This window comes from Klebsiella sp. RIT-PI-d (assembly GCF_001187865.1).
In the GTDB taxonomy this organism is placed as follows: domain Bacteria; phylum Pseudomonadota; class Gammaproteobacteria; order Enterobacterales; family Enterobacteriaceae; genus Superficieibacter.
The window spans coordinates 2,117,937-2,142,115 of record NZ_LGIT01000009.1; the positions used below are offsets into that span (position 1 = coordinate 2,117,937).

General features: G+C 53.9%; 19 protein-coding genes. 5 read left to right on the top strand and 14 right to left on the bottom strand.

The genetic code is table 11. From position 1 onward, the window contains the following. Nucleotides 1–186: 186 nt before the first annotated feature. The 10 genes from cysM to AC791_RS16325 all read right to left on the bottom strand — a co-directional run bounded on the left by cysM (nucleotide 187) and on the right by AC791_RS16325 (nucleotide 9,344). Nucleotides 187–1,098 carry a cysteine synthase CysM gene (cysM, locus tag AC791_RS16280; RefSeq protein ID WP_049841437.1) on the bottom strand — a complete coding sequence of 304 codons (912 nt, stop codon included), beginning with the start codon at nucleotides 1,096–1,098 and terminating at the stop codon, nucleotides 187–189. Nucleotides 1,099–1,211: 113 nt separating this feature from the next. Beyond that, nucleotides 1,212–2,309, bottom strand: coding sequence for a sulfate/thiosulfate ABC transporter ATP-binding protein CysA (cysA, locus tag AC791_RS16285; protein ID WP_049841438.1), 1,098 nt, complete (start codon nucleotides 2,307–2,309; stop codon nucleotides 1,212–1,214). Then, the gene (gene cysW, locus AC791_RS16290; RefSeq protein ID WP_049841439.1) at nucleotides 2,299–3,174 is read right to left on the bottom strand and encodes a sulfate/thiosulfate ABC transporter permease CysW; all 876 of its coding nucleotides are present in this window, start codon (nucleotides 3,172–3,174) and stop codon (nucleotides 2,299–2,301) included. The genes cysA and cysW overlap by 11 nt, the downstream gene beginning before the upstream one ends. Beyond that, the gene (gene cysT, locus AC791_RS16295) at nucleotides 3,174–4,007 is read right to left on the bottom strand and encodes a sulfate/thiosulfate ABC transporter permease CysT (RefSeq protein ID WP_049841440.1); all 834 of its coding nucleotides are present in this window, start codon (nucleotides 4,005–4,007) and stop codon (nucleotides 3,174–3,176) included. The genes cysW and cysT overlap by 1 nt, the downstream gene beginning before the upstream one ends. Next, nucleotides 4,007–5,023, bottom strand: a complete 1,017-nt coding sequence (locus AC791_RS16300) for a sulfate ABC transporter substrate-binding protein (protein ID WP_049841441.1) — start codon at nucleotides 5,021–5,023, stop codon at nucleotides 4,007–4,009. Before AC791_RS16300 ends, cysT begins: the two co-directional genes overlap by 1 nt. 177 nt (nucleotides 5,024–5,200) lie before the next feature. Next, nucleotides 5,201–6,622, bottom strand: coding sequence for a PTS N-acetylmuramic acid transporter subunit IIBC (gene murP / locus AC791_RS16305; RefSeq protein WP_049841442.1), 1,422 nt, complete (start codon nucleotides 6,620–6,622; stop codon nucleotides 5,201–5,203). Nucleotides 6,623–6,850: 228 nt separating this feature from the next. Beyond that, the gene (locus tag AC791_RS16310; RefSeq protein WP_049841443.1) at nucleotides 6,851–7,750 is read right to left on the bottom strand and encodes a Dyp-type peroxidase; all 900 of its coding nucleotides are present in this window, start codon (nucleotides 7,748–7,750) and stop codon (nucleotides 6,851–6,853) included. 88 nt (nucleotides 7,751–7,838) lie between these two features. Then, nucleotides 7,839–8,414, bottom strand: a complete 576-nt coding sequence (locus tag AC791_RS16315; RefSeq protein ID WP_049841444.1) for an RpoE-regulated lipoprotein — start codon at nucleotides 8,412–8,414, stop codon at nucleotides 7,839–7,841. Nucleotides 8,415–8,476: 62 nt separating this feature from the next. Next, nucleotides 8,477–8,932, bottom strand: a complete 456-nt coding sequence (locus tag AC791_RS16320) for a DUF2919 domain-containing protein (protein ID WP_049841445.1) — start codon at nucleotides 8,930–8,932, stop codon at nucleotides 8,477–8,479. Beyond that, complete coding sequence (locus AC791_RS16325) at nucleotides 8,919–9,344, bottom strand: GNAT family acetyltransferase (RefSeq protein WP_049841446.1); 426 nt, start codon at nucleotides 9,342–9,344, stop codon at nucleotides 8,919–8,921. The genes AC791_RS16320 and AC791_RS16325 overlap by 14 nt, the downstream gene beginning before the upstream one ends. Before the next feature lie 212 nt (nucleotides 9,345–9,556). Between AC791_RS16325 and amiA the strand changes: the two genes are divergently transcribed. Next, a complete protein-coding gene (amiA, locus tag AC791_RS16330; RefSeq protein WP_049841447.1) occupies nucleotides 9,557–10,426 on the top strand; it encodes an N-acetylmuramoyl-L-alanine amidase AmiA in 870 nt (289 codons plus the stop codon). After that, nucleotides 10,426–11,325 (top strand): oxygen-dependent coproporphyrinogen oxidase, encoded by a 900-nt coding sequence (gene hemF / locus AC791_RS16335; RefSeq protein ID WP_049841448.1) that lies wholly within the window; start codon nucleotides 10,426–10,428, stop codon nucleotides 11,323–11,325. The genes amiA and hemF overlap by 1 nt, the downstream gene beginning before the upstream one ends. 30 nt (nucleotides 11,326–11,355) lie before the next feature. On the opposite strand, the gene maeB is transcribed toward hemF, so the two are convergent. Beyond that, the gene (gene maeB, locus AC791_RS16340) at nucleotides 11,356–13,635 is read right to left on the bottom strand and encodes an NADP-dependent oxaloacetate-decarboxylating malate dehydrogenase (protein WP_049841449.1); all 2,280 of its coding nucleotides are present in this window, start codon (nucleotides 13,633–13,635) and stop codon (nucleotides 11,356–11,358) included. 274 nt (nucleotides 13,636–13,909) lie between these two features. Here maeB and tal point away from each other — a divergent pair, with 274 nt between their 5' ends. Both tal and tkt read left to right on the top strand, forming a co-directional pair. Beyond that, nucleotides 13,910–14,860 carry a transaldolase gene (tal, locus tag AC791_RS16345; protein WP_049841450.1) on the top strand — a complete coding sequence of 317 codons (951 nt, stop codon included), beginning with the start codon at nucleotides 13,910–13,912 and terminating at the stop codon, nucleotides 14,858–14,860. 22 nt (nucleotides 14,861–14,882) lie between these two features. Further along, a complete protein-coding gene (gene tkt / locus AC791_RS16350) occupies nucleotides 14,883–16,877 on the top strand; it encodes a transketolase (RefSeq protein WP_049841451.1) in 1,995 nt (664 codons plus the stop codon). On the opposite strand, the gene AC791_RS16355 is transcribed toward tkt, so the two are convergent. The 3 genes from AC791_RS16355 to aegA form a co-directional block, all read right to left on the bottom strand. Continuing rightward, nucleotides 16,867–17,910 (bottom strand): DUF1176 domain-containing protein, encoded by a 1,044-nt coding sequence (locus AC791_RS16355; protein WP_049841452.1) that lies wholly within the window; start codon nucleotides 17,908–17,910, stop codon nucleotides 16,867–16,869. The two genes, tkt and AC791_RS16355, sit on opposite strands and share 11 nt — an antisense overlap. Nucleotides 17,911–18,026: 116 nt before the next feature. After that, nucleotides 18,027–18,602: a GDP-mannose pyrophosphatase NudK gene (gene nudK / locus AC791_RS16360; RefSeq protein ID WP_049841453.1), complete on the bottom strand. Its 576-nt coding sequence runs from the start codon at nucleotides 18,600–18,602 to the stop codon at nucleotides 18,027–18,029. A 58-nt stretch (nucleotides 18,603–18,660) separates the two neighbouring features. Then, the gene (gene aegA / locus AC791_RS16365) at nucleotides 18,661–20,643 is read right to left on the bottom strand and encodes a formate-dependent uric acid utilization protein AegA (protein WP_049841454.1); all 1,983 of its coding nucleotides are present in this window, start codon (nucleotides 20,641–20,643) and stop codon (nucleotides 18,661–18,663) included. Nucleotides 20,644–20,981: 338 nt separating this feature from the next. Here aegA and acrD point away from each other — a divergent pair, with 338 nt between their 5' ends. After that, nucleotides 20,982–24,095: a multidrug efflux RND transporter permease AcrD gene (acrD, locus tag AC791_RS16370; RefSeq protein WP_049841455.1), complete on the top strand. Its 3,114-nt coding sequence runs from the start codon at nucleotides 20,982–20,984 to the stop codon at nucleotides 24,093–24,095. Nucleotides 24,096–24,179 lie beyond the last annotated feature (84 nt).

Consider the following 24,179-nt stretch of genomic DNA (forward strand, 5'->3'; position numbering starts at 1 on the left):
AAGTCCACCTCTCAGGCTTCAGGCGGAAGAATTTTGCGCGTTTCTGCAAAAGTTAGCAAATCTCCTCGCCTGCGAAACCGTCTGATTGATGTTGAAATCAACCCTAATGAATGATCTGCTTACGCTGATAACAGAAATGGGCAAAAGGCGCTGAATATCGCGCCATAGTGATATGCCGTATATCGATTAAATGCCTGCGCCCTGACTGAAATGTTCTTCACCAAATACGCCGGTCGAGAGATAGCGATCGCCGCGATCGCAGATGATGGCAACAATGATAGCGCCTGGGATTGCCCGGGCGACGCGCAGCGCGCCCGCGACCGCGCCGCCAGAGCTGACGCCGCAGAAAATCCCTTCCCGCACCGCCAGTTCACGCATGGTATTTTCCGCGTCCTGTTGATGAATATCCAGCACCTCATCGACCAGGGCGGCATTAAAAATGCCCGGCATATAGGCCTCCGGCCAGCGGCGAATACCCGGAATGCTGCTCCCCTCTTCCGGCTGCAACCCCACAATAGTGACCGGTGTGGCCTGCTCGCGCAAAAAACGTGATACACCAGTGATGGTGCCGGTGGTGCCCATGCTGGAGACAAAATGCGTCAGGCGACCTGCTGTTTGCTGCCAGATTTCCGGGCCGGTGGTAGTGTAGTGCGCGTAGGGGTTATCCGGGTTGTTAAACTGATCGAGCAATTTACCTTCCCCGCGCTCAGACATCGCCAGCGCCAGATCGCGGGCACCTTCCATTCCCTGCTCTTTGCTCACCAGGATCAGCTCGGCACCGTAAGCGCGCATCGCGGCGCGGCGCTCCTGGCTCATGTTGTCCGGCATCAGCAGTTTCATGCGATAGCCTTTTAGCGCCGCGATCATCGCCAGCGCAATACCCGTATTGCCGCTGGTGGCCTCAATAAGGACATCACCCGGCTGAATTTCACCGCGCTTTTCTGCCCCGACGATCATCGCCAGCGCGGCGCGATCTTTTACCGAACCAGCCGGATTATTGCCTTCAAGCTTAAGCCAGATTTCACTGCCGTTATCCGGCCCCAAACGCTGAAGTTTGACCAGTGGCGTATGGCCAATGGTATGTTCTAATGTATTCACGTTTTCTGCCCAAAAAAATACCCGGTAGCGCTTTGCTGACCGGGTCTGAGAAAGAGAAAGGCAGACCGGGTAAGCACAGTGTCACCCGGCAAAACCACATGCGGATTAACCTATCAGGCTGATTCCGCCAGAGCAAGTTTCTCGTCGCCACGTTCAATGCGTCGATCGCCATTATAGAGGCGCGCGTTTTGCAGCCCGACAAACAATCTTTCGCCGCGCACCGGCGCGTGCTCATCCTGCATGACGACCGTCAGCGGCTCGTCATACCACCCCTGCGGCTGGACAACTAATTGGGTGTAGTGCCCTTTGGGACTTGCTTCCAGTACCTGTACCGGCAGTGGCGCATCAAGGCTGGTGCGACGGCTGATATCGACCTCCCACGGGCGCAGGAACAGCTCGACCGGTCCCTGATACGCAGGGGTATAGCCAAGCGGCCAGCGGTGGGCACCAACGTGGAACTGACCGCCACGAATAATCCCTTTCAGGCGATTGACCTCGCCCATAAACTCGAGAACAAAGCGGGTCGCCGGTTCGCGCCAGACCTGATCCGGTACATCAACCTGCTCAATATTGCCCTGACTCATCACCACCACGCGATCGGCAACTTCCATTGCCTCTTCCTGATCGTGGGTGACAAAGACGCTGGTAAATTTCAGTTCTTCATGCAGCTGACGCAGCCAGCGACGCAACTCTTTACGCACTTGTGCGTCCAGCGCACCAAAAGGTTCATCCAGCAACAGGATCTGCGGTTCGACCGCCAGCGCACGTGCCAGTGCCACACGCTGTTTTTGCCCACCGGAAAGCTGAGCCGGATAGCGCTCAGCCAGATGCGCAAGCTGCACCATTTCCAGCAGTCGGGTCACTTTAGCTTTAATCGCTGCCGCATTCGGACGCTCACGACGAGGCAATACCGTCAGGCCAAATGCAATATTGTCGAAAACCGTCATATGGCGAAACAGCGCATAGTGCTGAAAGACGAAGCCCACTTTACGTTCGCGTGCATGCAGTCGACTCACGTCAGTACCGTGAAAGCGAATGTTGCCGCTGGTCTGATGCTCAAGCCCGGCAATAATACGCAGCAGCGTAGTTTTACCGGAGCCGGACGGTCCCAGCAATGCAACCATTTGCCCGGAAGGGATATCCAGCGAGATATCATTCAGCACCTGGGTGCGACCAAAAGACTTCTTAATGCTGGCAATCTCAATGCTCATGATTTCCCTCCTGTTGCAGGCGACGCTCCTGATTGCTCAGACGCCATTGCAACGCACTCTTTAAAAACAGGGTCAGAATCGCCATTAACGCCAGCAGCGCGGCAGCGGTAAACGAGCCGACGGTATTATAGTCCTGCTCAAGCAGTTCAATTTGTAGGGGTAACGACAGGGTTTCACCGCGTATGGAGCCGGACACCACCGACACTGCACCAAACTCGCCGATGGCCCGCGCATTGGTTAAAACCACCCCATACAGCAGCGCCCAGCGAATATTCGGCAGCGTCACGCGACGGAACATTTGCCAGCCAGAAGCACCAAGTAAAATAGCGGCTTCATCTTCATGGCTTCCCTGACTTAGCATCACCGGTACCAGTTCACGCACCACGAAGGGACAGGTAACAAAGATCGTCACCAGCACCATGCCCGGCCAGGCGAACATCACCTGCATATTGTGCTCATCCATCCAGCCACCGAGTGGACCATTGGAGCCGTAGAACAGCAAATAAATCAGACCAGCCACCACGGGTGACACGGCAAAAGGAATATCCATCAGCGTGAGCAGTAACTGACGACCAGGAAAGTTAAAGCGCGTGACCAGCCATGCCAACAGCGTGCCGAACAGCAGGTTGACCGGAACGGTGATTAGCGCAATCAGCACGGTCAGCCAGATGGCGTGCAGCATGTCCGGATCGCTCAGGTTTTGCAGCACCGGCATCAGTCCCTTGCTGAAAGCCTGTACGAAGATGTACACCATTGGTACAACCAGAATGAACAGCGAGATCAGTACGCCCGTACCAATCAGCAACCATTTTCCCCAGTTAATGCGGGGAGCGTCATAACGTTTCAATTGATGCACCATCGCCATTAATGACCTACCACGCGTCGACCAAAGCGACTTTGCAGGGTATTGATTGAAAACAGCAGCAGCAGCGACGCGGCAAGGATCACTGATGCAATCGCGCTGGCTGCCGGATAGTCAAACTCCTGCAAACGCACAAAAATCATCAGCGATGTCACCTCTGTCTTCCAGGCAATATTGCCGGCGATAAAAATAACCGCGCCAAATTCGCCGAGACTGCGGGTAAACGAGAGCGCCACCCCCGCGATTAGCGCTGGAGACAGCTCGGGCAATACGACTTTACGAAAGCTCTGTAGCCGGGTAGCGCCGAGCGTTTCCGCCGCTTCTTCGTATTCTGGCCCCAACTCTTCCAGCACCGGCTGGACAGTACGCACCACAAACGGGATGCTGGTAAAGGCCATGGCGACGGCAATGCCAAGCCAGGTGTACGTGACTTTGATATCAAATCTGGCCAGCCACTCGCCGTAAAAACCGTTTACTGAAAACAGCGATGCGAGCGTCAGACCCGCCACCGCCGTTGGTAGCGCAAACGGCAGATCGATCAGCGCATCCAGCAGCGTGCGCCCCGGAAAGCGATAGCGGGTTAAGATCCACGCCATCAGCAGGCCAAAGACACCGTTGAATACGGAGGCGACAAACGCCGAAAGCAGTGTGACTTTATAAGCAGCCACCACCTGCGGATTGGTAATGACATCCCAGTATTGCGCCCAGCTCATCTGAGAAAGCTGCATAACCAGCGCACTTAACGGCAGCAGCATGATCAGACAGACAAACAGCAGGCTGGTGCCAAGGCTTAAGGTAAAGCCCGGCAGGACGCGCCGGGTAGAGGCAGCCAGCATTACTTACGCCCCGCCGCTAACAGCTTGTCTAATTCACCGCCGCTGGCAAAGTGCGTTTTCATCACCTCCGGCCATGAACCGAAGCGATCTTCTACGCGGAACAGTTCAGTCTGAGGAAATTTATCCTTCAGTTTGTCCATGACGTCAGCATTGTTCACCCGGTAGTAATAGTCGGTAATGATGGTTTGCGCCTGCGGGCTATACAGCCAGGTCAGATAGTCCTTTGCGGCTTTTTCCGTACCGTTAGCCTTCACATTTTTATCGATCCACGCCACCGGAAACTCCGCCAGGATATTGACCTTAGGCACCACGACTTCAAAACCCTGGTCTTCGTACTGCTTGCGAATGTTGTTCACTTCAGATTCAAATGTAATTAATACATCGCCCAGCCCACGCTCCACAAAGGTGGTGGTCGCACCGCGCCCGCCGGTATCAAAAACTTCGACATTTTTCAGAAACTGGGTCATAAACTGGCTGGTCTTAGCGCGATCGCCGCCATCGGCTTTATCCGCTGCGCCCCAGGCTGCCAGATACGTATAGCGCGCATTACCGGACGTCTTAGGGTTGGGGAAAATAAGCTTTACGTCAGAGCGGACCAAATCATTCCATTCGTGAATGTTTTTCGGATTACCTTTACGCACCAGGAATGCCATGGTGGAGTAAAACGGCGAACTGTTATTGGGTAGACGGCTTTGCCAGTCGGCCGGGATCAGTTTGCCGCGGTCATGCAGGATCTGCACATCGGTAACCTGGTTATAGGTAACGACATCGGCTTTCAACCCCTGAAGGATTGCCAGCGCCTGTTTTGATGACCCGGCATGAGATTGTTTTATGGTCAGCTTGTCTCCCCCGTTATCTTTCGCCCATTGCTGTTCAAAAGCGGGATTGAGGGCGGCAAATAATTCGCGGGAAACGTCGTAAGAGCTATTGAGCAATTCAGTCGCCTGTGCCTGCGCGACCAGCAGCATTGATGCCGCCAGAACCAGATACCTTTTCTTTCGTGATTTAGCGACCATTGTGCACCCTTATAAATTTGCTGACTTTCTGATAGCCATAATATTTATAACAGACACTAAAGGAGTAACGGTTTTATATACCGTTTAGTGATTTTCCAGTCGAAAAGAGAATAAGTAAAAACCAGGGCCGCCTGCTATAGCGGCCTTTCAGCGGAATTTTGCAGTGAGGCAGTGACGTTACGCCAGGTCGACGTTTTTGCAGCCAAAGAGTGCCGTGATGATAAAGCCTGCCATATACGCAATGACGATCCCACCAGCGTAAACAATAATCGCCGGAAGAATGCCCGCATTTGAGGTCATCAGCGGTAAGGCCACCAGCCCGGAAGGGCCAAAGGCGCTGTTCAGCCCTACCGGCAGACCGGACCAGGCGACGGTACCAATAAACAGCCCGCCCACGGCACCGCCTGCACAGGCGGTGATAAACGGTTTCATGCGCGGCAAGGTGACACCATAAATTAACGGCTCACCTACGCCCAGCAGGCCTGGAATAATGGCCCCGCGAATTTGCGAGCGCAGCAGGGAAGACTTCTCCGCGCGCCAGTACAGCGCCAGCGCGGCACCCACCTGACCGGCACCTGCCATGGAAAGGATTGGAAACAGTGAATTGAAGCCCTGCGAGTCCATCAGAGCCAGATAAACCGGAATGAAACCCTGATGAACGCCAAAGACGACGGCAATCAGGAACACGCCGGCCAGCACGGCACAGCCCAGCGGATTACTGTTAAGATGCATGAACAACCAGGACATCCCCTGAAACAGCCAGACGCCAACGGGCATGATCACAATAAAAGTGACCACCGCAGTGATGATTAGCGTCAGCATTGAGGTCAGGATCATATCCAGCTCATCGGGTACATAGCGGCGAATAAGCCGTTCAATTTTGGCTCCGGCCCACGCAGCCATCAGTACACCAATAATATTACCGCGCGGATCGATGGCCATGCCGAAGAAATCCTGTAGCCCGGAATAGTATCCGACCGTCGCCTCCGGGTTATAACCGAGGATAAATAGCGAGGCAATAATTGCACCGTTTACACCCGTCCCGCCAAAGGCTTTTTGCGCGTTATAGCCCACCAGCAGCGTCAGGAAGGTAAACAGTCCCTTGCTGAACACTTTCAAAAAATTCAGCGCATCCGGCAGCGTTCCCCGGGCGTCGGGTGCAACGTGCATCAGGGTTCCAATAAGCGTTGCGATGCCCAGCATCAACCCTGCGGCAATAAAACCCGGAATAAGCGGCGTAAAGATAGTGGCAAAGTTGGCCAGAAACTGTTGAACGGAGGATTGCTGTTTATGCTTATGCTGACGCTTATTTTCAGCAGCAATCGCTTTAAGATCGCGATGGCCCAGAAGCGCATTCATCGCTTCAGCCGCACGCTGCGCTTTTCCCACGCCGAAGATAACCTGAACTTCATTGCCGTTGACTATCACGCCGCTGACCTGCCCGGCGAGCCGTGCGCTGATTTGCGAATCGATTAACGCCGTGTCTGCCACTTTTAACCGCAGGCGGGTCATGCAGTTACCGCATGAAGTTATATTCTCTTCTCCACCGACCAGCGCAATAATATGTTCCAGCAGATCGTTGCCGATAGTTTTAGCCACGCGTTTCCTCATAGAGTCGCCAAAAAGTGCATAAAACATTATGCACTGACGCAAAAGGATGCGCTGAGTTCGGGAACGAATTTTCTGCAATCATCACACTCTGGGCGGGAAAGCGAGTAAACGCACGTTAAAGTAATGACAACACAAAACGTTGAGATGTATGCAGACCGGTTTAGCCTGCCAGCACGTTAGCGGGGACATGGCTTATGCCGGTAGCCCCCGCATCAGTCAGAGCGTCAGGAGCCGGTCAAGGGACGGGGCAAAATAGTAGCCGCCGGTCACCGGGCGGGTAAAGCGCAGCATCGCGTCACGCTTACCGTCGGTATCACCAAACATGCTCAATAGCTGTTGTTCGATATTGTGCAGCCGTGCGCAGTAGGCGCAGAAATAGAGGCCGTGGGTACCGCTGGCCGTGCCATACGGCAGGCTCTGACGGACGATTTTCAGCCCTTTGCCCTCTTCTTTCAGATCCACACGGCTGAGATGGGACGTTACCGGCCGTTCATCGCGGTCGATTTCTTCATTGGCACTTTTGGTACGACCGATCATCATCTCCTGATCGTGCGTGCTCATGCGGTTTAGCTGCTTAAGATTATGCTCCCAGCGCTGGACGAATACATAGCTGCCGCCTGCGTCAACGCCGTCCTTGATAACGGCCACGTCACGACGGATCTCTTCTCCCGCCGGATTTTCGGTACCGTCGATAAAGCCGCTCAAATCGCGATCTTGTACCCAGCGAAAGCCATGGATTTCTTCCTGGACATCCAGCGTATCGCCAAACGACTCAAGCGCGGCCTGAGCCAGCGAAAAATTGACATCATGACGTAATGAGAGAATATGAATTAACACATCGTACTGCGTTGCCGGCGCCAGGCCGTTTCCGTAAGGAATAAAATCTTTTAGTTCCTGCGCGCCTTCACCACCGCTTAGCGTGCGCCATACGGTGTGACCAAAGGCAACCACTGCGCCGATTTGCGCATCGGGAAACTGCGCCTGGACGGTCGCAACCTTATCGGCAAAAATTTTACTGCCCGCACGCAGGGAATCGATTTCCCCTTTAACATTGGCTTCTATCCAAATTGCTGCGCGACAATGTTCTGGCAAAATGCCACTTTGAACCTGAGACATTGCTTCTCCTGAAAAAAAGCCACCCGATGGTGGCATTGACAGGGCTATTGTACCGCCTTTTCAGCAGCGCAATTTGTTCAGGCGCAAGCTAACGACGCCAAATGATTTTGCTGACTTTCCAGCTTTTCAGCGCGTCATCGGACGGCATAAGATCGGCCGGGCCGCTCCACTGGCCGGTAAACAGATAACTAATATGCTGGCTGCCTTCTGCTTTACACTCGACGTCGCCGCTGTTGTCCCCCGAGGCTTTATGACAGTTTCCATAAGCTTTGCCATATAAGTCGCTGAACACGCTGCCAATTTGTCCACCGCCGGCGATTTTAATGTCAGGATCCTGAATATCAACCTGGCTTACCGTGTCGCCTTCGCCGTTAATAACCAGCGCGACCTTATTGTCTTTTAACGCTTCAAAAAAACGCACGATATTGCCGTTGTCCGTTTTCATGCCGCTGCGCAGATGATAGTGACCGTCCAGCGCCTCACTGATGGCTTCTTCTTTTAGCGGCGTTGTTCCGGTAAGCCCGGCCACGCCCTGCTCGGTCACCTCATCAGATGAACCGAACCAGTTCCAGGGATTGGCGGCTGACCAGTTAACTGAGGACATTGTCGAGCAGCCTGCCAGCGCCAAAGGCATAACGCACATCAATACACGAAGCGATTTCATTCACACATCCTCTCTTTTAAATTCAACGCCTGTTGGAGTACAGCAACGGTAAAAAGTGCCGTTTAATCTGTCTGCGGGCGAAAACAGGCGCGTAAACGCGGGTCTGCCAGCAGCCACCACAGCGCATAAACATCCAGGATCACCAGCGTCAGTCCGGTTCCGGTTACCGCTTCGCCAAAATACCACAGCAGCGGTTGCCAGATCAGCAGGCTGGTCTGCGCGAGAATCAATACCCAACGCAAGGCAGACCACAGGCGAGGAAAGGTCTGGCGGCGACCGATAAAAAGGAAAGTGGCCACGGCAGGAATACCCGGCAGCAGGCCCCACCAGAAATTATTGTGATCGGGATAAAACAGATTCAGCAGGGTATCACCCTGCTCACGGGATGCGCCCGCCATAACAAACAGTACCCATGTCCGCGCCTGAAGCAGCAGCACGCACCAGAAAAGAAAAGGAAGTTTTAACAACCCGTTACGATCGTAATCCGCGGGATAAAATAAAGGCTTAGTACTCTTCATCTTCAATTAAACGTTTACCCAAAATCAGGACGTCGGCCGTTTCATAGCCCAGACGCTCATACATACCCAACACAATATCGTTGTCTTCCCGGACCATAATCTGCAATTTAGGACAGCCGCGCGCGATAAGCTTTTTCTCAAGCCGGTTTAATAATGCATTGGCAATACCGCGTCCGCGATATTCCGGGTGTACCCCGAGATAATAGGCCGAGCCGCGATGCCCGTCGTAGCCGCCCATCACCGTACCTACCACTTCACCGTTTACTTCAGCGACCAGAAACAAGCTCACGTCGTGGTTTACTTTGCGCTCGATATCCATTTCCGGATCGTTCCACGGCCGCAGCAAATCGCAACGTTCCCACAGAGTGATAATCTCTTCGAAATCTTGCTGGCGAAATACGCGTATCTCCATGGTATTGAGGGCCTTTTAGGGGATAAAAAACTGATTATGGCGTGAACGTGTCGATAAGCCAATATCTTGCGAAACTGCGGGCAAAAAATGGCATAATGTCGTCCATTCATGGATTGAAATGAAAAGTAAAACAATTATCATCGCGATTGTTCGTAACGGCGCGCGCGATACGATATAACATCTGTCACATTTTTATTTACAACCCAGGCCGAATGAGCACTTTTAAACCCCTAAAAACACTCGCATCGCGCCGCCAGGTCCTTAAAGCCGGGCTGGCCGCCCTGACGCTGTCAGGCATGACCCACGCGATGGCGAAAGATGAACCCCTTAAAACCAGTAATAGCCACAGTAAACCCGCCGCGAAAAAAGCCGGAGCCAGACGCGTGGTGGTCCTCGACCCCGGTCATGGCGGTATTGATACCGGTGCGATAGGCAAAAACGGCTCTAAAGAAAAACACGTCGTGCTGGCGATTGCCAAAAACGTCCGATCTATTTTGAGAAGTCAGGGAATTGATGCGCGCCTTACGCGCTCTGGCGATACTTTTATTCCGCTGTACGATCGGGTAGAGATTGCGCATCAACACGGTGCCGATCTGTTTATGTCGATTCATGCCGACGGCTTCACTAATCCGTCAGCAGCAGGCGCGTCGGTGTTTGCCCTCTCCAACCGGGGAGCCAGTAGCGCCATGGCCAAATATCTTTCCGATCGTGAAAACCGCGCGGATGAAGTGGCCGGTAAGAAAACCACCGATAAAGATCACCTTTTACAGCAGGTACTGTTCGATTTAGTCCAGACCGACACCATTAAAAATAGCCTGACGCTCGGCTCGCATATTCTTAAGAAAATTAAACCGGTGCATCGTCTGCACAGCCGTGGCACGGAACAAGCCGCGTTTGTCGTGTTGAAATCTCCGTCGATTCCTTCTGTGCTGGTGGAAACCTCGTTTATCACCAACCCGGCAGAAGAGAAGCTGCTGGGAACTACCGCATTTCGCCAGAAAATCGCCAATGCCATCGCCTCCGGCGTCATTAGCTATTTTCACTGGTTCGATAATCAAAAAGCCCACGTGAAGAAACGGTAATGAAACCTAATGCTCAGCAGGTAAAAGCCTTTTTACTTCAGCTGCAGGACGATATTTGTCAGCAGCTTTCTACCGCAGACGGTGAAACGTTTATTGAAGATAACTGGCAGCGTGAAGCCGGCGGCGGCGGGCGCAGCCGGGTCCTGCGTAACGGCGGCTTATTTGAGCAGGCAGGCGTTAATTTCTCCCACGTCTTTGGCGCATCAATGCCCGCTTCTGCCACGGCTCACCGCCCGGAACTTGCCGGACGCAGTTTCGAAGCCATGGGCGTGTCGCTGGTCGTGCATCCCCATAATCCCTATGTGCCCACCAGCCATGCTAACGTGCGTTTCTTTATTGCCGAGAAGCCAGGTGCCGATCCGGTGTGGTGGTTTGGTGGCGGGTTTGATTTAACGCCCTATTATGGTTTTGAAGAGGATGCGCGCCACTGGCACCGTACGGCGAAGGATCTGTGCCAGCCGTTTGGCGACGACGTTTATCCGCGCTATAAAAAGTGGTGCGATGACTACTTCTTCCTGAAGCACCGAAATGAACAGCGCGGTATCGGCGGCCTGTTTTTTGACGATCTTAATACGCCGGATTTCGACCACAGTTTTGCTTTCATGCAGGCCGTCGGCAAAGGCTATACCGAGGCGTATCTGCCAATTGTCGAGCGTCGACGTGCGATGCATTACGGTGAGCGTGAACGAAACTTTCAGCTTTACCGCCGCGGTCGCTACGTAGAGTTTAATCTGGTCTGGGACCGCGGTACGCTGTTTGGCCTGCAAACCGGCGGGCGCACTGAATCTATTTTGATGTCAATGCCGCCGCTGGTACGCTGGGAATACGACTGGCAGCCGGAAGAAGGCAGCCCGGAAGCCGCCTTAAGTGAGTTTATACAGGTGCGAGAGTGGATTTAAGCGCGGGAGAACCCCGCGCTTCGTTACAGATTACAGCGGCTGAGTCTGCGCCTCAACCACCGCCAGCGCCACCATATTCACAATACGTCGCACTGAGGCAATTGGCGTAAGTACGTGAATCGGTTTTGCCACGCCCATCAGCACTGGCCCCACCGTTACGCCTTCGGAACTGGAAACGCGCAGCAGGTTATAGCTGATACGTGCAGCTTCCATATTCGGCATCACCAGAATATTGGCTGAGCCTTTCAGCGGGCTGTCAGGCATTCGCTCATTGCGGATGCTTTCAACCAGTGCGGCATCGCCGTGCATTTCGCCGTCAATCATTAGTTCCGGCGCACGTTCACGTATCAGCGCCAGCGCATCACGCATTTTGGTCGCCGCCGCGCAGTTTGACGATCCAAAGTTTGAGTGTGACAGGAGTGCCACTCGCGGCTCAATCCCAAAGCGACGTACGGTTTCCGCCGCCATCAGCGTGATTTCTGCCAGCTGCTCCGGCGTCGGATCGTCGTTGACATAGGTGTCGGCAATAAATGTGTTACCGCTCGGTAGCAACAGCGCATTCATTGCCCCCGCCGCATGAACGCCTTCCCGGTAGCCAAAAAGCTGCTGAATGACGCTAAAGTGCTCGTGGTAATCGCCAATCGTCCCGCAGATCATCGCATCAGCCTCACCGCGCTGGACCATGATCGCCCCAATCACCGTCGTATTACTGATCACCGCGCGCTGTGCCTGCTCCGGCGTTACCCCCCGGCGTTTCATGATGTTGTAGTACTCCATCCAGTACTCTTTGAAACGCGGATCGGATTCGTTATTAACGATCTCAAAATCAACGCCGGGTTTAATTTGCAGACCCAATTTCTGGATACGCATTTCGATAACGCCCGGACGCCCGACCAGAATCGGTTTCGCCAGACCCAGCGTCACCAGCTCCTGGGTCGCATGTAACACCCGACTATCTTCCCCTTCTGCCAGTACAACCCGTTTCGGCTCGCTGCGCGCCTGCGAGAAAATCGGTTTCATAAACAGGTTGGTTTTATAGACAAACTCGCTGAGTTTATCGACATAGGCGTCAAAGTCTTCGATAGGCCGTGTCGCGACCCCGGACTCCATTGCCGCACGGGCGACTGCCGGGGCAATTTTGACAATCAAACGTGGATCAAACGGTTTAGGAATGATGTAGTCCGCACCGAAGCTCAAATCCTGATCGCCATACGCAGAGGCGACAACGTCGCTTTGTTCGGCGTGGGCCAGTTCTGCGATAGCGTGCACCGCCGCCAGCTTCATCTCTTCGTTGATTGCCGTCGCCCCCACATCCAGAGCACCACGGAAGATGAACGGGAAACATAGTACGTTGTTAACCTGGTTCGGGTAGTCCGAGCGCCCGGTACAGATGATGGCATCCGGGCGCACTTCTTTTGCCAGCGGCGGCAAAATTTCCGGCTCAGGATTCGCCAGCGCCAGAATAAGCGGCGCACGCGCCATTTTAGTTACCATTTCCGCCGTCAGCACTTTCGGTCCTGAGCAACCAAGGAAAATATCTGCGCCGTCAACCACGTCCGCAAGGGTCCGTTTACCGTCATCCTCAACCGCATAGGCGGCTTTGGTTTCAGCCATATTCGGCTCGCGGTCTTTATAAATAACGCCTTTGGAGTCGCAAACTACGATGTTGTGCTTTTGCATTCCCAGCACCACCAGCAGGTTCATACAGGCGATTGCTGCTGCCCCGGCTCCGGAAACGACCATGCGGACATCGGAAATATTTTTTCCTACTACCCGCAGGCCGTTAAGAATAGCCGCCGTGCTGATGATTGCTGTGCCGTGCTGGTCATCGTGGAAAACCGGAATGTTCATCCGCTCGCGCAGCGTTTTCTCAATGTAAAAACACTCTGGCGCTTTAATGTCCTCAAGATTGATGCCGCCAAAGGTCGGCTCCAGGGCCGCAACAACATTGATAAATTTGTCCGGATCAAGTTCGTCAACTTCGATGTCGAAGACGTCGATCCCGGCAAATTTTTTGAACAAAACGCCTTTGCCTTCCATTACCGGCTTGCCCGCCAGCGCGCCAATATTGCCCAGTCCCAGAACGGCGGTGCCATTAGAGACCACGGCGACAAGATTACCGCGTGCGGTGTATTTATATGCGGCTAGCGGGTCCTTTTCGATTTCCAGACAGGGTGCCGCCACGCCTGGCGAGTAGGCCAGGGCCAGATCGCGCTGGGTGGCAAGCGGCTTAGTAGGAGAAACCTGAATTTTGCCTGGTACAGGGTACTGATGGAAATCAAGTGCGCTTTGTTTCAACTGGTCATCCATTTCTTGTTCCTTTTCATTACGGACTAAAGGTGATCCTGATGCTCACCGACAGGATAGCGGTTAGTATCGCCTTAGATGGCATCTCAAACTTTGAAGGCTGCCAAACTCTCACCATCTAAAAATACAGTTTTTTAACAAAACACTCACGAACTCGTTTCACTCATCCTCAGCAAGACCCTCTCCGTCTGCTATGCTTTTTAGTTATGTACATTTTTTCATCCAGAAGTGCGAGCCTAAGCACTCGTATAAATAATTGCTTTCTAAGGAGTATTTAATGAACCAGCTAGATGGCATTAAACAGTTCACTACCGTCGTGGCGGACAGCGGTGATATTGAATCCATTCGCCACTACCAGCCAGAAGACGCCACGACTAACCCCTCTCTGTTACTGAAAGCCGCCGCGCTCGATCACTTTGCGCACCTGATTAAGGATGCGCTTGAGTATGGCAAAGCGCGTGGCAAGACCCAGGAGCAGCAGGTTGCTGAAGCCTCAGACAAGCTGGCGGTCAATTTTGGTGTGGAAATTCTGAAAAGCGTGCCGGGTCGCGTCTCTACCGAAGTTGACGCACGTCTTTCTTATGACAAAGAAAAAAGCATCGAAAAAGCACGTAAGTTCGTCCAGCTCTATCAGGATCAGGGGATCGATAAATCACGCATTCTGATCAAGCTGGCTTCTACCTGGGAAGGCATTCGTGCTGCTGAGGAGCTGGAAAAAGAAGGCATCAACTGTAACCTGACGCTGCTGTTCTCTTTTGCCCAGGCCCGCGCCTGTGCAGAAGCAGGCGTCTTCCTGATTTCGCCTTTTGTGGGGCGCATTTACGACTGGTATAACACCCGCAAGCCTATGGACCCGTACCGGGTTGAAGAAGATCCGGGCGTCAAATCAGTGCGTAATATCTATGATTATTACAAGCAGCATCGCTACCCGACCATCGTAATGGGGGCGAGTTTCCGTAAAACCGAACAAATTCTTGCGCTGGCAGGCTGCGATCGCCTGACGATCTCCCCGGACCTGCTGCAAAAATTGCAGGACAGCAATGAGCCGGTAAAACGCAAGCTGGTCCCGCCTTCGACGACATTCCATCTCCCGACGCCGATGACCGAAGCCGAGTTCCGCTGGGAGCATAACCAGGATCCTATGGCGGTAGAAAAGCTGTCGGACGGCATCCGCCAGTTCGCCGTCGATCAGCGTAAACTTGAAGATTTGCTGGCCGCTAAACTGTAACTTATCGTCACGGAGTACACCTATGTCCCGAAGAGAGCTTGCTAACGCTATTCGCGCCCTGAGTATGGATGCGGTCCAGAAAGCCAATTCTGGCCACCCCGGGGCCCCTATGGGCATGGCGGATATCGCTGAAGTCCTGTGGAATGATTTCCTGAAACACAATCCGACCGATCCTACCTGGTACGATCGTGACCGTTTTATTCTCTCCAACGGCCACGCCTCAATGCTGCTGTACAGTTTGCTGCACCTCAGCGGCTATGATCTGCCGATTGAAGAGTTGAAAAACTTTCGTCAGCTTCATTCGAAAACGCCAGGGCATCCGGAAATCGGCTATACGCCGGGCATTGAAACCACGACCGGCCCGCTGGGCCAGGGTCTGGCAAACGCCGTCGGCCTGGCCATTGCTGAACGCACGCTGGCCGCGCAGTTTAACCAGCCGGATCACGAGATTGTCGATCACCACACCTATGTTTTCATGGGCGACGGGTGTTTGATGGAAGGCATTTCGCATGAGGTCTGCTCTCTGGCAGGGACCCTCGGACTCGGTAAGCTGATTGGCTTCTACGATCATAACGGCATCTCCATTGATGGTGAAACTGAAGGCTGGTTTACCGATGACACCGCAAAACGCTTCGAGGCCTATCACTGGCACGTGGTGCATGAGATTGACGGCCACGATCCTGAAGCCATTAAGAAAGCGATTCAGGAAGCGCAGAGCGTTACCGACAAGCCCTCTCTGATTATCTGCCGCACGATTATTGGCTTTGGCTCGCCGAATAAAGCCGGTAAAGAAGAGTCCCACGGCTCGGCGCTGGGCGAAGAAGAAGTCGCGCTGGCACGTAAGCAGCTTGGCTGGAATCATCCGCCATTTGAGATCCCTAAAGAGGTTTACCGGGCGTGGGATGCCCGCGAGCGCGGCGAGAAAGGCCAGCAATCATGGAAAGAAAAAATGGCGGCTTACCAGAAAGCGCACCCGGATCTGGCAGCCGAATTTACGCGTCGTATGAGCGGCGGAATGCCGGAAGACTGGCAGCAAACCGTTGAAAATTACATTAACAAATTACAGGCAGAGCCTGCGAAGATTGCCAGTCGTAAAGCGTCCCAAAATACGCTTAACGTCTACGGTCCCGACCTGCCAGAACTGCTGGGCGGTTCGGCAGATCTGGCACCAAGCAACCTGACTATCTGGAAAGACTCCGTATCCATTAAAGAAGATGTGGCCGGAAACTACATTCACTATGGCGTGCGCGAATTCGGTATGACGGCAATTGCCAACGGTATCGCGCATCACGGCGGCTTTATTCCGTATACCGCCACCTTCCTGATGTTCGTTGAATATGCGCGTAATGCGGCACGTATGGCGGCGCTGATGAAGGCGCGACAGATTATGGTGTATACCCATGACTCCATTGGCCTGGGTGAAGATGGCCCGACCCACCAGGCGGTGGAGCAACTTGCCAGTCTGCGTTTGACGCCAAATTTCAGCACCTGGCGTCCGTGCGATCAGGTTGAAACTGCTGTAGCGTGGAAAGCCGCTATCGAACGCCATCACGGGCCGACGGCGCTGATCCTCTCGCGACAGAATCTGGCGCAAATGGAGCGGACACCTGAGCAGGTGGCCAATATTGCACGCGGCGGTTACGTGCTGAAAGATGCCGGCGGCAAGCCAGATATTATCCTGATCGCCACCGGTTCAGAGCTGGAGATCACGGTACTGGCCGCAGAAAAACTGCGTGCTGAAGGCGTTGCCGTTCGCGTTGTTTCTCTGCCGTCAACCGATACCTTTGACAGTCAGGATGATGAATATCGTGAATCGGTATTACCGTCGGATGTCGCCAGACGTGTAGCGGTGGAAGCCGGGATTGCCGACTATTGGTATAAATATGTGGGTCTGAAAGGCGCGATCGTCGGGATGACGGGCTATGGTGAATCTGCGCCAGCAGAAAAACTGTTCCCGTACTTCGGGTTTACCGTGGAAAACATCGTCGAAAAAGCGAAGAAAGTGCTTAACGGGTGATCCATAACGTGGGCCAGGCATCTGGCCCCTGCCAGTTATCGCAGTTTGGCTCCTCTGCATACCGCACCAGACTAAAGCGCTGGCCATCAAAACGCCAGCGCGTCTGAATACCGCAATCCGCCATTCCCCGCCCCTTCGCCAGAGTCGTCAATTCACGCGTCTTTTCATCAAATCCGGCGTTCATCAGTTCCATGTCCATTTCGCCGCTTCCCGGCGTAAACGGTAATCGTAAGTGGATCTGAGATGAAGTAAAGGGCTTGCGTCGTGAGACCAGCCACGCCAGATCAACCGTATTGTAAGCCCCGGCTTCGCAGCTTATTGCCAGCAGCGCCTTATTATCAGTGAGTGCCCAGATGCGCACTTCGCGACGGCCGGGATCCAGCGAGCACTGAATATTACTTATCTTCCAGTTACCGTAATCCATCAGCGCCGTGCGCTCTTCATGACTCAGTGGCGTGGGCGTTGGATTCACGGCAACTACTTTTTTCAGCGCCGGAGCCGGAGGAACACGTAGCGGAGGATTATTGCCTTTGCCAATCCACGCGGTCTGGCTGCCGACCCGCTTTTGCCGATCGTCAATAAAGAGCAGCGCTGCTTTTAGCCCCTTCAGAGAGATGACCTGCTGTCCGCCGCTTAAGGTTATTTCCTGCCCGTCCTGAATCTGCGCCAGAAAAGCGCTGACGGCGGCACCGTCGGTGGTCATAACGCGTAGCGGATCGCTGCGCCAGCGCGGCGAGGTGAATTTCAGGGGTTGCCCTTCAAAAATCAGACGTGGGGAAATGGCAGGAGATTTGGGCAATGGCGCGTTGAGGCCGCCAAGCTCGATGCGCAGGCTGGCATCGGTGTGCGCACCGGCGCTGCGGCTTAACGTCATTACCAGACCGTAATGCTGACCGATATTCCGCGCCACGCAAAAATTTTGGTTATTGCAGGTGACCTGCCAGTCGCTAAACGCCTGTTGCGCGGGTACAGCCCATGCAGCGGAGGCTGAAAGAGTGCCGATCAACCCAATTAGCAAAACGCGAAAATACATCAACAGTACAGCCCCGGCAGAATAGAGTCATTTTACACAGGGCGTACTCTACTGGCTAAACCGGGTCACTCAATCAGAATTATCGGATTACTCCGATGAAGTTGCCCGGCCGTTAATCAGGCCATAAGGCCGGATGACTGCAAGTACTGCAACAGGATCACCGTCTTACCGTCGCGGATTTCGCCGCTGGCGACCATTTCCAGTGCACAGCTAAACGGAATTTCCAGAACCTCAATATCTTCATCTTCTACGCCGCCGCCAGCCGTTGCGCGCAGCGAATCGTCGTATTCAGCGATAAAAAAGTGAACAATTTCGGTTACGCCGCCGGGCGACATATACAGTTCGAACACTTTACGCACCTCGCCCACCCGATAGCCCGTCTCTTCAATGGCTTCTTTACGGATGCAGGCTTCCGGCTCGTCGTCGTCCAGCAGGCCGGCGCAGGCTTCAATTAATCGCCCGTCTTCATTACCATTAACCCACGTCGCCACGCGGAACTGGCGGATCACCACAACCGTGTTTTTATCACGGTTATAAAGCAGGATAGTTGCGCCATTTCCCCGATCGTAAACTTCACGTTTATGCCGAATGACTTCACCATTTTTACGCGTTAAATCATAGGTAATATTGCGCAGAACGAAGTAGTTCTCTGAGAGGATTTTATCTTTTATCAGGTCAATCTTGAACGACATACAGGCTCCGCGATGTCAGAAGGAACGGCCATCTTACGCCGCAGAGCCTGTTCTGTCCTCAATGTAGTAGACTAACGGTACTGATTTTTAGCCAGTTGAGAATACCCTGTGCGGCATGACGCCCTTCCGCCATGGCGGTAACCACCAGATCGGCTCCCCTTACCGCATCACCACCGGCGAAGATTTTCGGGTTGGTGGTCTGATAGCGATAGTGACTGTCGACGCTGGCGACAATCCGTCCCCAGGTATCCATCTGAACGCCCATTGCCTCCAGCCACGGCATCCGGTGCGGATGAAAACCAAATGCCATAATCACGGCATCAGCCGGCATACTAAATTCGCTGCCCGGCACCGGTTCTGGACGACGACGCCCCTGCTCATCAGGTTCACCTGGCTGCGTGCGCAAAAAGCGAATAGCGCTGACATGCCCTTGCTCATTGACTTCGATGGCGACGGGCTGGACGTTAAATTCAAACTCAGCCCCCTCTTCCCGTGCGTTTTTAACCTCTTTCTTTGAGCCGGGCATATTAGCTTCATCACGGCGATAAGCACAGGTGACTTTGCCTGCACCGTGCCGCAGCGCGGTACGCACGCAGTCCATCGCGGTATCTCCGCCGCCCAGCACCACGACGTTTTGCCCGGCGGTATTGATCCACGGAGCCTGCGGCGTCATTTCCAGACCCATCACGTTTTTGGTATTGGCAATTAAAAACGGCAGCGCGTCATAAACCCCCGGCGCATTTTCATTCGCCAGGTTGGCCTTCATGGCGCGGTAGGTTCCGACACCGACAAAAACGGCATCATAGTCATTTAGCAGCGTGGCCAGCGAAATATCGTTACCGATTTCACAATTAAGCTCGAAGCGCACACCCATGGCGGTAAATATTTCCCGACGGCGGGCAAGAAGTGATTTATCCAGTTTGAATGCCGGAATGCCAAACGTCAGCAGGCCGCCAATTTCTGGATGCAGATCGAAAACGACGGGCTGTACCCCCTGGCGAACCAGCACGTCGGCACAGGCCAGCCCGGCAGGGCCAGCGCCGATAATCGCCACACGCTTGTTGGTGGTAATAACATGACTTAAATCCGGCCGCCAGCCCCCGGCCAGCGCCCGATCGGAAATATAGCGCTCAATGTTACCAATAGTGACTGCGCCATACGGATCGCGCACAGTACAGGCCCCCTCGCACAGCCGGTCCTGGGGACAGACCCGGCCAGTGATCTCTGGCAGACAGTTTGTCTGATGCGAGAGTTCAACTGCCGCCGCGATATCGCCCTGTTTTACGCGCTCGATCCACTGCGGAATAGCGTTATGCAGCGGGCAGGTCCACTCACAGACGCTGTGCTCGCCGCAGGTCAGACAGCGTGCCGCTTCATCCTGCGCCTGGTCAGGCGTGAACGGCAGGTAAATCTCGGCGAAACCGATTTTGCGCGCGTTGATGTCCAGCTTGTCCGGCTCACCGCGCGGCGGCGTGGCAGCCATTTGCGCGCGCTTACTGCGCCGGGCCACATCGTGCGACTCGCCACCGGTATAGCCGTTTTGTGCCTCGCGACGGGCCGCATCCAGCCGCCGCGCTTTCGCCAGACCAGAGAGGCGCTCCGGCGTCATTAGCTGTAGTGCATCTGCCGGACAGTTCTGGACGCAGGCCGGCCCCGCGTCACGCGAGGTACACAAATCACATTTTTGGGCGGTCGCGCGGACATGTCCTCCTGCGGCGGGCGTCATCACCATTTGCAGGGGGCCAAACGGACAGGCGACAACGCAGGATTTGCATCCAATACATTTTTGTTCATTGATCTGCACGGCGCTATCCGCTATCTGGATCGCGCCATTCGGACAGCTGCGGGCGCAGGGCGCATCTTCACAATGGTGACAGGTCACGGCGCTACGCTGTTGACCCTGCTGTATAACGGTAATGCGCGGCCTGAACCAGGCTTTCTCAACGACGTGCTGCTCATCATTATGTGCCATCACGCAGGCCACTTCACAGGCATGGCAGGCAATACATTTTTGACTATCAGCCATAATAAAACGATTCATGGCGGGTTTCTCTTATTGCGGAATAAAGCTTAATTTCTATATGGGTATTTTCTTAACCGATGTCAGCAGACCGGGCAATGGACATTTTCCCTAAAAATTACACTACCTTACGTGAACCTGTAGTAGATCAACTTATTCAGCGTCATTTGAATTTACGTTTCAGTCGCCGCGTGTAATGGAGAGTAAAATTCACGGTAAATGACTGTATAAGCAGGCGCAAAAGCGGCATGATAATTTACATTATCTCCTTAATTTCTCCACGATTATGCCCGGCCTTGCCGCTACAGTGATACACGCAATGTCATAACAAAAAATGAGCAAAATGAGGTCTTAATTCAATGGCGAATTTCTTTATCGATCGCCCCATTTTTGCCTGGGTGCTGGCTATTATGCTGTGCCTGATGGGGACCCTGGCAATTTTTTCACTACCTGTTGAGCAATACCCCGATCTCGCACCGCCCAACGTGCGTATTGCAGCGAATTATCCTGGTGCATCTGCACAAACTCTTGAGAATACGGTGACCCAGGTTATCGAGCAAAATATGACAGGCCTCGATAATTTAATGTACATGTCGTCGCAAAGCAGTGCGACGGGTCAGGCAACCGTCACCTTAAGCTTTATTGCCGGAACCAATCCTGATGAAGCCGTGCAGCAGGTGCAAAATCAGCTCCAGTCGGCAATGCGAAAACTGCCGCAGGCGGTACAAAATCAGGGCGTTACCGTGCGTAAAACCGGCGACACCAATATTCTGACCATCGCGTTTGTCTCAACCGACGGCAGTATGGATAAGCAGGATATCGCCGATTATGTGGCGAGTAATATTCAGGAGCCGCTGAGCCGTATTAATGGCGTTGGCGATATCGACGCGTATGGCTCTCAGTACTCAATGCGGATCTGGCTCGATCCGGCCAAACTTAACAGTTTTCAACTGACGGCAAAGGATGTCACGGACGCTATTGAATCACAGAATGCGCAAATCGCTGTAGGGCAACTGGGTGGTACGCCGTCGGTAGATAAACAGGCGCTGAACGCGACCATTAATTCCCAGTCGCTACTACAAACACCGCAGCAGTTTCGCGATATTACGCTGCGGGTGAATCAGGATGGTTCAGATGTGACGCTGGGAGATGTGGCGAGCATAGAGCTGGGCGCTGAGAAATATGATTATCTCAGCCGCTACAATCGCCAGCAGGCTTCTGGCCTCGGGGTTAAGCTCGCTTCCGGGGCAAATGAGATGGCAACCGCCAATCTGGTGCTCAAGCGGCTGGACGAGCTGTCAGCTTACTTTCCCCACGGTCTCGAATATAAAGTTGCCTACGAAACGACCTCTTTCGTAAAAGCCTCTATTACCGATGTGGTAAAAACGCTGCTGGAAGCCATTTTGCTGGTCTTCCTGGTAATGTACCTCTTTTTACAGAATTTCCGCGCCACTTTAATTCCGACGATTGCAGTTCCAGTCGTGTTGATGGGAACATTCGCCGTGCTGTACGCCTTTGGCTACAGTATCAACACATTGACCATGTTTGCGATGGTACTGGCTATCGGCCTGCTGGTGGATGATGCCATCGTGGTGGTCGAAAACGTTGAACGCATCATGAGTGAAGAAGGGCTTTCTCCTCGCCAGGCCACGCGTAAATCGATGGGACAAATTCAGAGCGCGCTGGTCGGGATTACCATGGTGCTCTCCGCCGTATTTGTGCCGATGGCGTTCTTTGGTGGTACGACGGGCGCAATTTATCGTCAGTTTTCCATTACGATTGTCTCTGCCATGGTGCTCTCGGTGCTGGTGGCGATGATCCTGACGCCGGCGCTGTGCTGTACGTTGCTCAAGCCGCTGCATAAAGGCGAGCAGCACGGGCAGCGCGGCTTTTTTGGCTGGTTTAACCGTACATTCAACCGCAGCGCGCAGCGCTATGAAAACGGTGTGGCAAAAATTCTCCATCGCAGCCTGAGGTGGATCCTACTGTACGTGCTTTTGCTCGGCGGCGTGGTGTTCTTATTCCTGCGCCTGCCCTCCTCATTTTTGCCGCAGGAAGATCGCGGGATGTTTACCACATCGATACAGCTTCCCAGCGGCTCAACTCAGCAGCAGACGCTGAAAGTCGTGCAAAAAGTGGAGGACTATTTCTTTAGTCAGGAGAAAGATAACGTCACCTCTATTTTTGCCACCATCGGTTCCGGCCCCGGCGGAAACGGTCAGAATGTGGCGCGTATGTTCGTGCGCCTGAAGGACTGGGATGACCGCGATATGCGCACCGGCTCGGCGTCCGCCATTATTGAACGTGCCACGCAGGACTTCCGCCACATCAATGAAGCCCGGGTGTTTGCGACCAGTCCGCCGTCAATTAGCGGCCTTGGCAGCTCTGCCGGGTTTGATATGGAGCTACAGGATCATGCCGGCGGAGGACACGACGCCTTGATGGCCGCGCGCGACCGATTACTGGAAATGGCAGGCAAAGAGACGTCACTGACCCGCGTACGTCACAATGGTCTCGACGACAGTCCGCAGTTGCAGATTGATATTGACCAGCGCAAAGCCCAGGCACTGGGTGTCGATATTGACGATATTAATGACACGCTGCAAACTGCCTGGGGCTCCAGCTATGTGAACGATTTTATGGATCGCGGACGCGTAAAAAAGGTCTACGTTCAGGCCGCGGCGAAATACCGTATGCTGCCGGATGATATTAACCTGTGGTACGTCCGTAACAAAGACGGCAATATGGTGCCGTTTTCAGCTTTTGCCACCTCACGTTGGGAAACCGGCTCGCCGCGTCTTGAACGCTATAACGGCTATTCAGCTCTGGAGATTGTCGGTGAAGCGGCTCCGGGGATCAGTACCGGCAGCGCAATGGATACCATGGAAAAACTGGTTCGTCAGTTACCGGGCGGTTTTGGGCTGGAGTGGACCGCAATGTCGTATCAGGAAAGGCTTTCTGGCGCGCAGGCCCCGGCCCTGTATGCCCTCACCGTACTGGTGATCTTCTTGTGCCTCGCGGCGCTGTATGAGAGCTGGTCAGTACCCTTCTCGGTTATTCTGGTGGTGCCACTCGGCATTCTGGGTGCCCTGCTCGCCACCTGGATGCGCGGACTGGAAAACGATGTTTACTTCCAGGTCGGGCTGCTCACCGTTATCGGACTCTCCGCCAAGAACGCCATCCTGATCGTTGAGTTCGCCAATGAGATGAACCAGAAGGGGGAGGATTTAGTTAAAGCAACGCTGAATGCCTGCCGTCAGCGCCTGCGTCCAATCCTGATGACCTCTCTGGCCTTCATTTTTGGTGTGTTGCCGATGGCGACCAGCACCGGTGCAGGCTCGGGCAGCCAGCACGCGGTCGGCACAGGGGTGATCGGCGGAATGATCTCAGCGACAATACTGGCGATTTTCTTCGTCCCGCTGTTTTTTGTTCTCGTCCGCCGTCGCTTTCCACTGAAAGCTCGCCCGGAGTAAGATGTTCAACAGAAATGAATGAAAAAAGCGACCTTATCGGTCGCTTTTTACTGCATGGTGCTGAGTAAGGTCGTTATGCTGGCG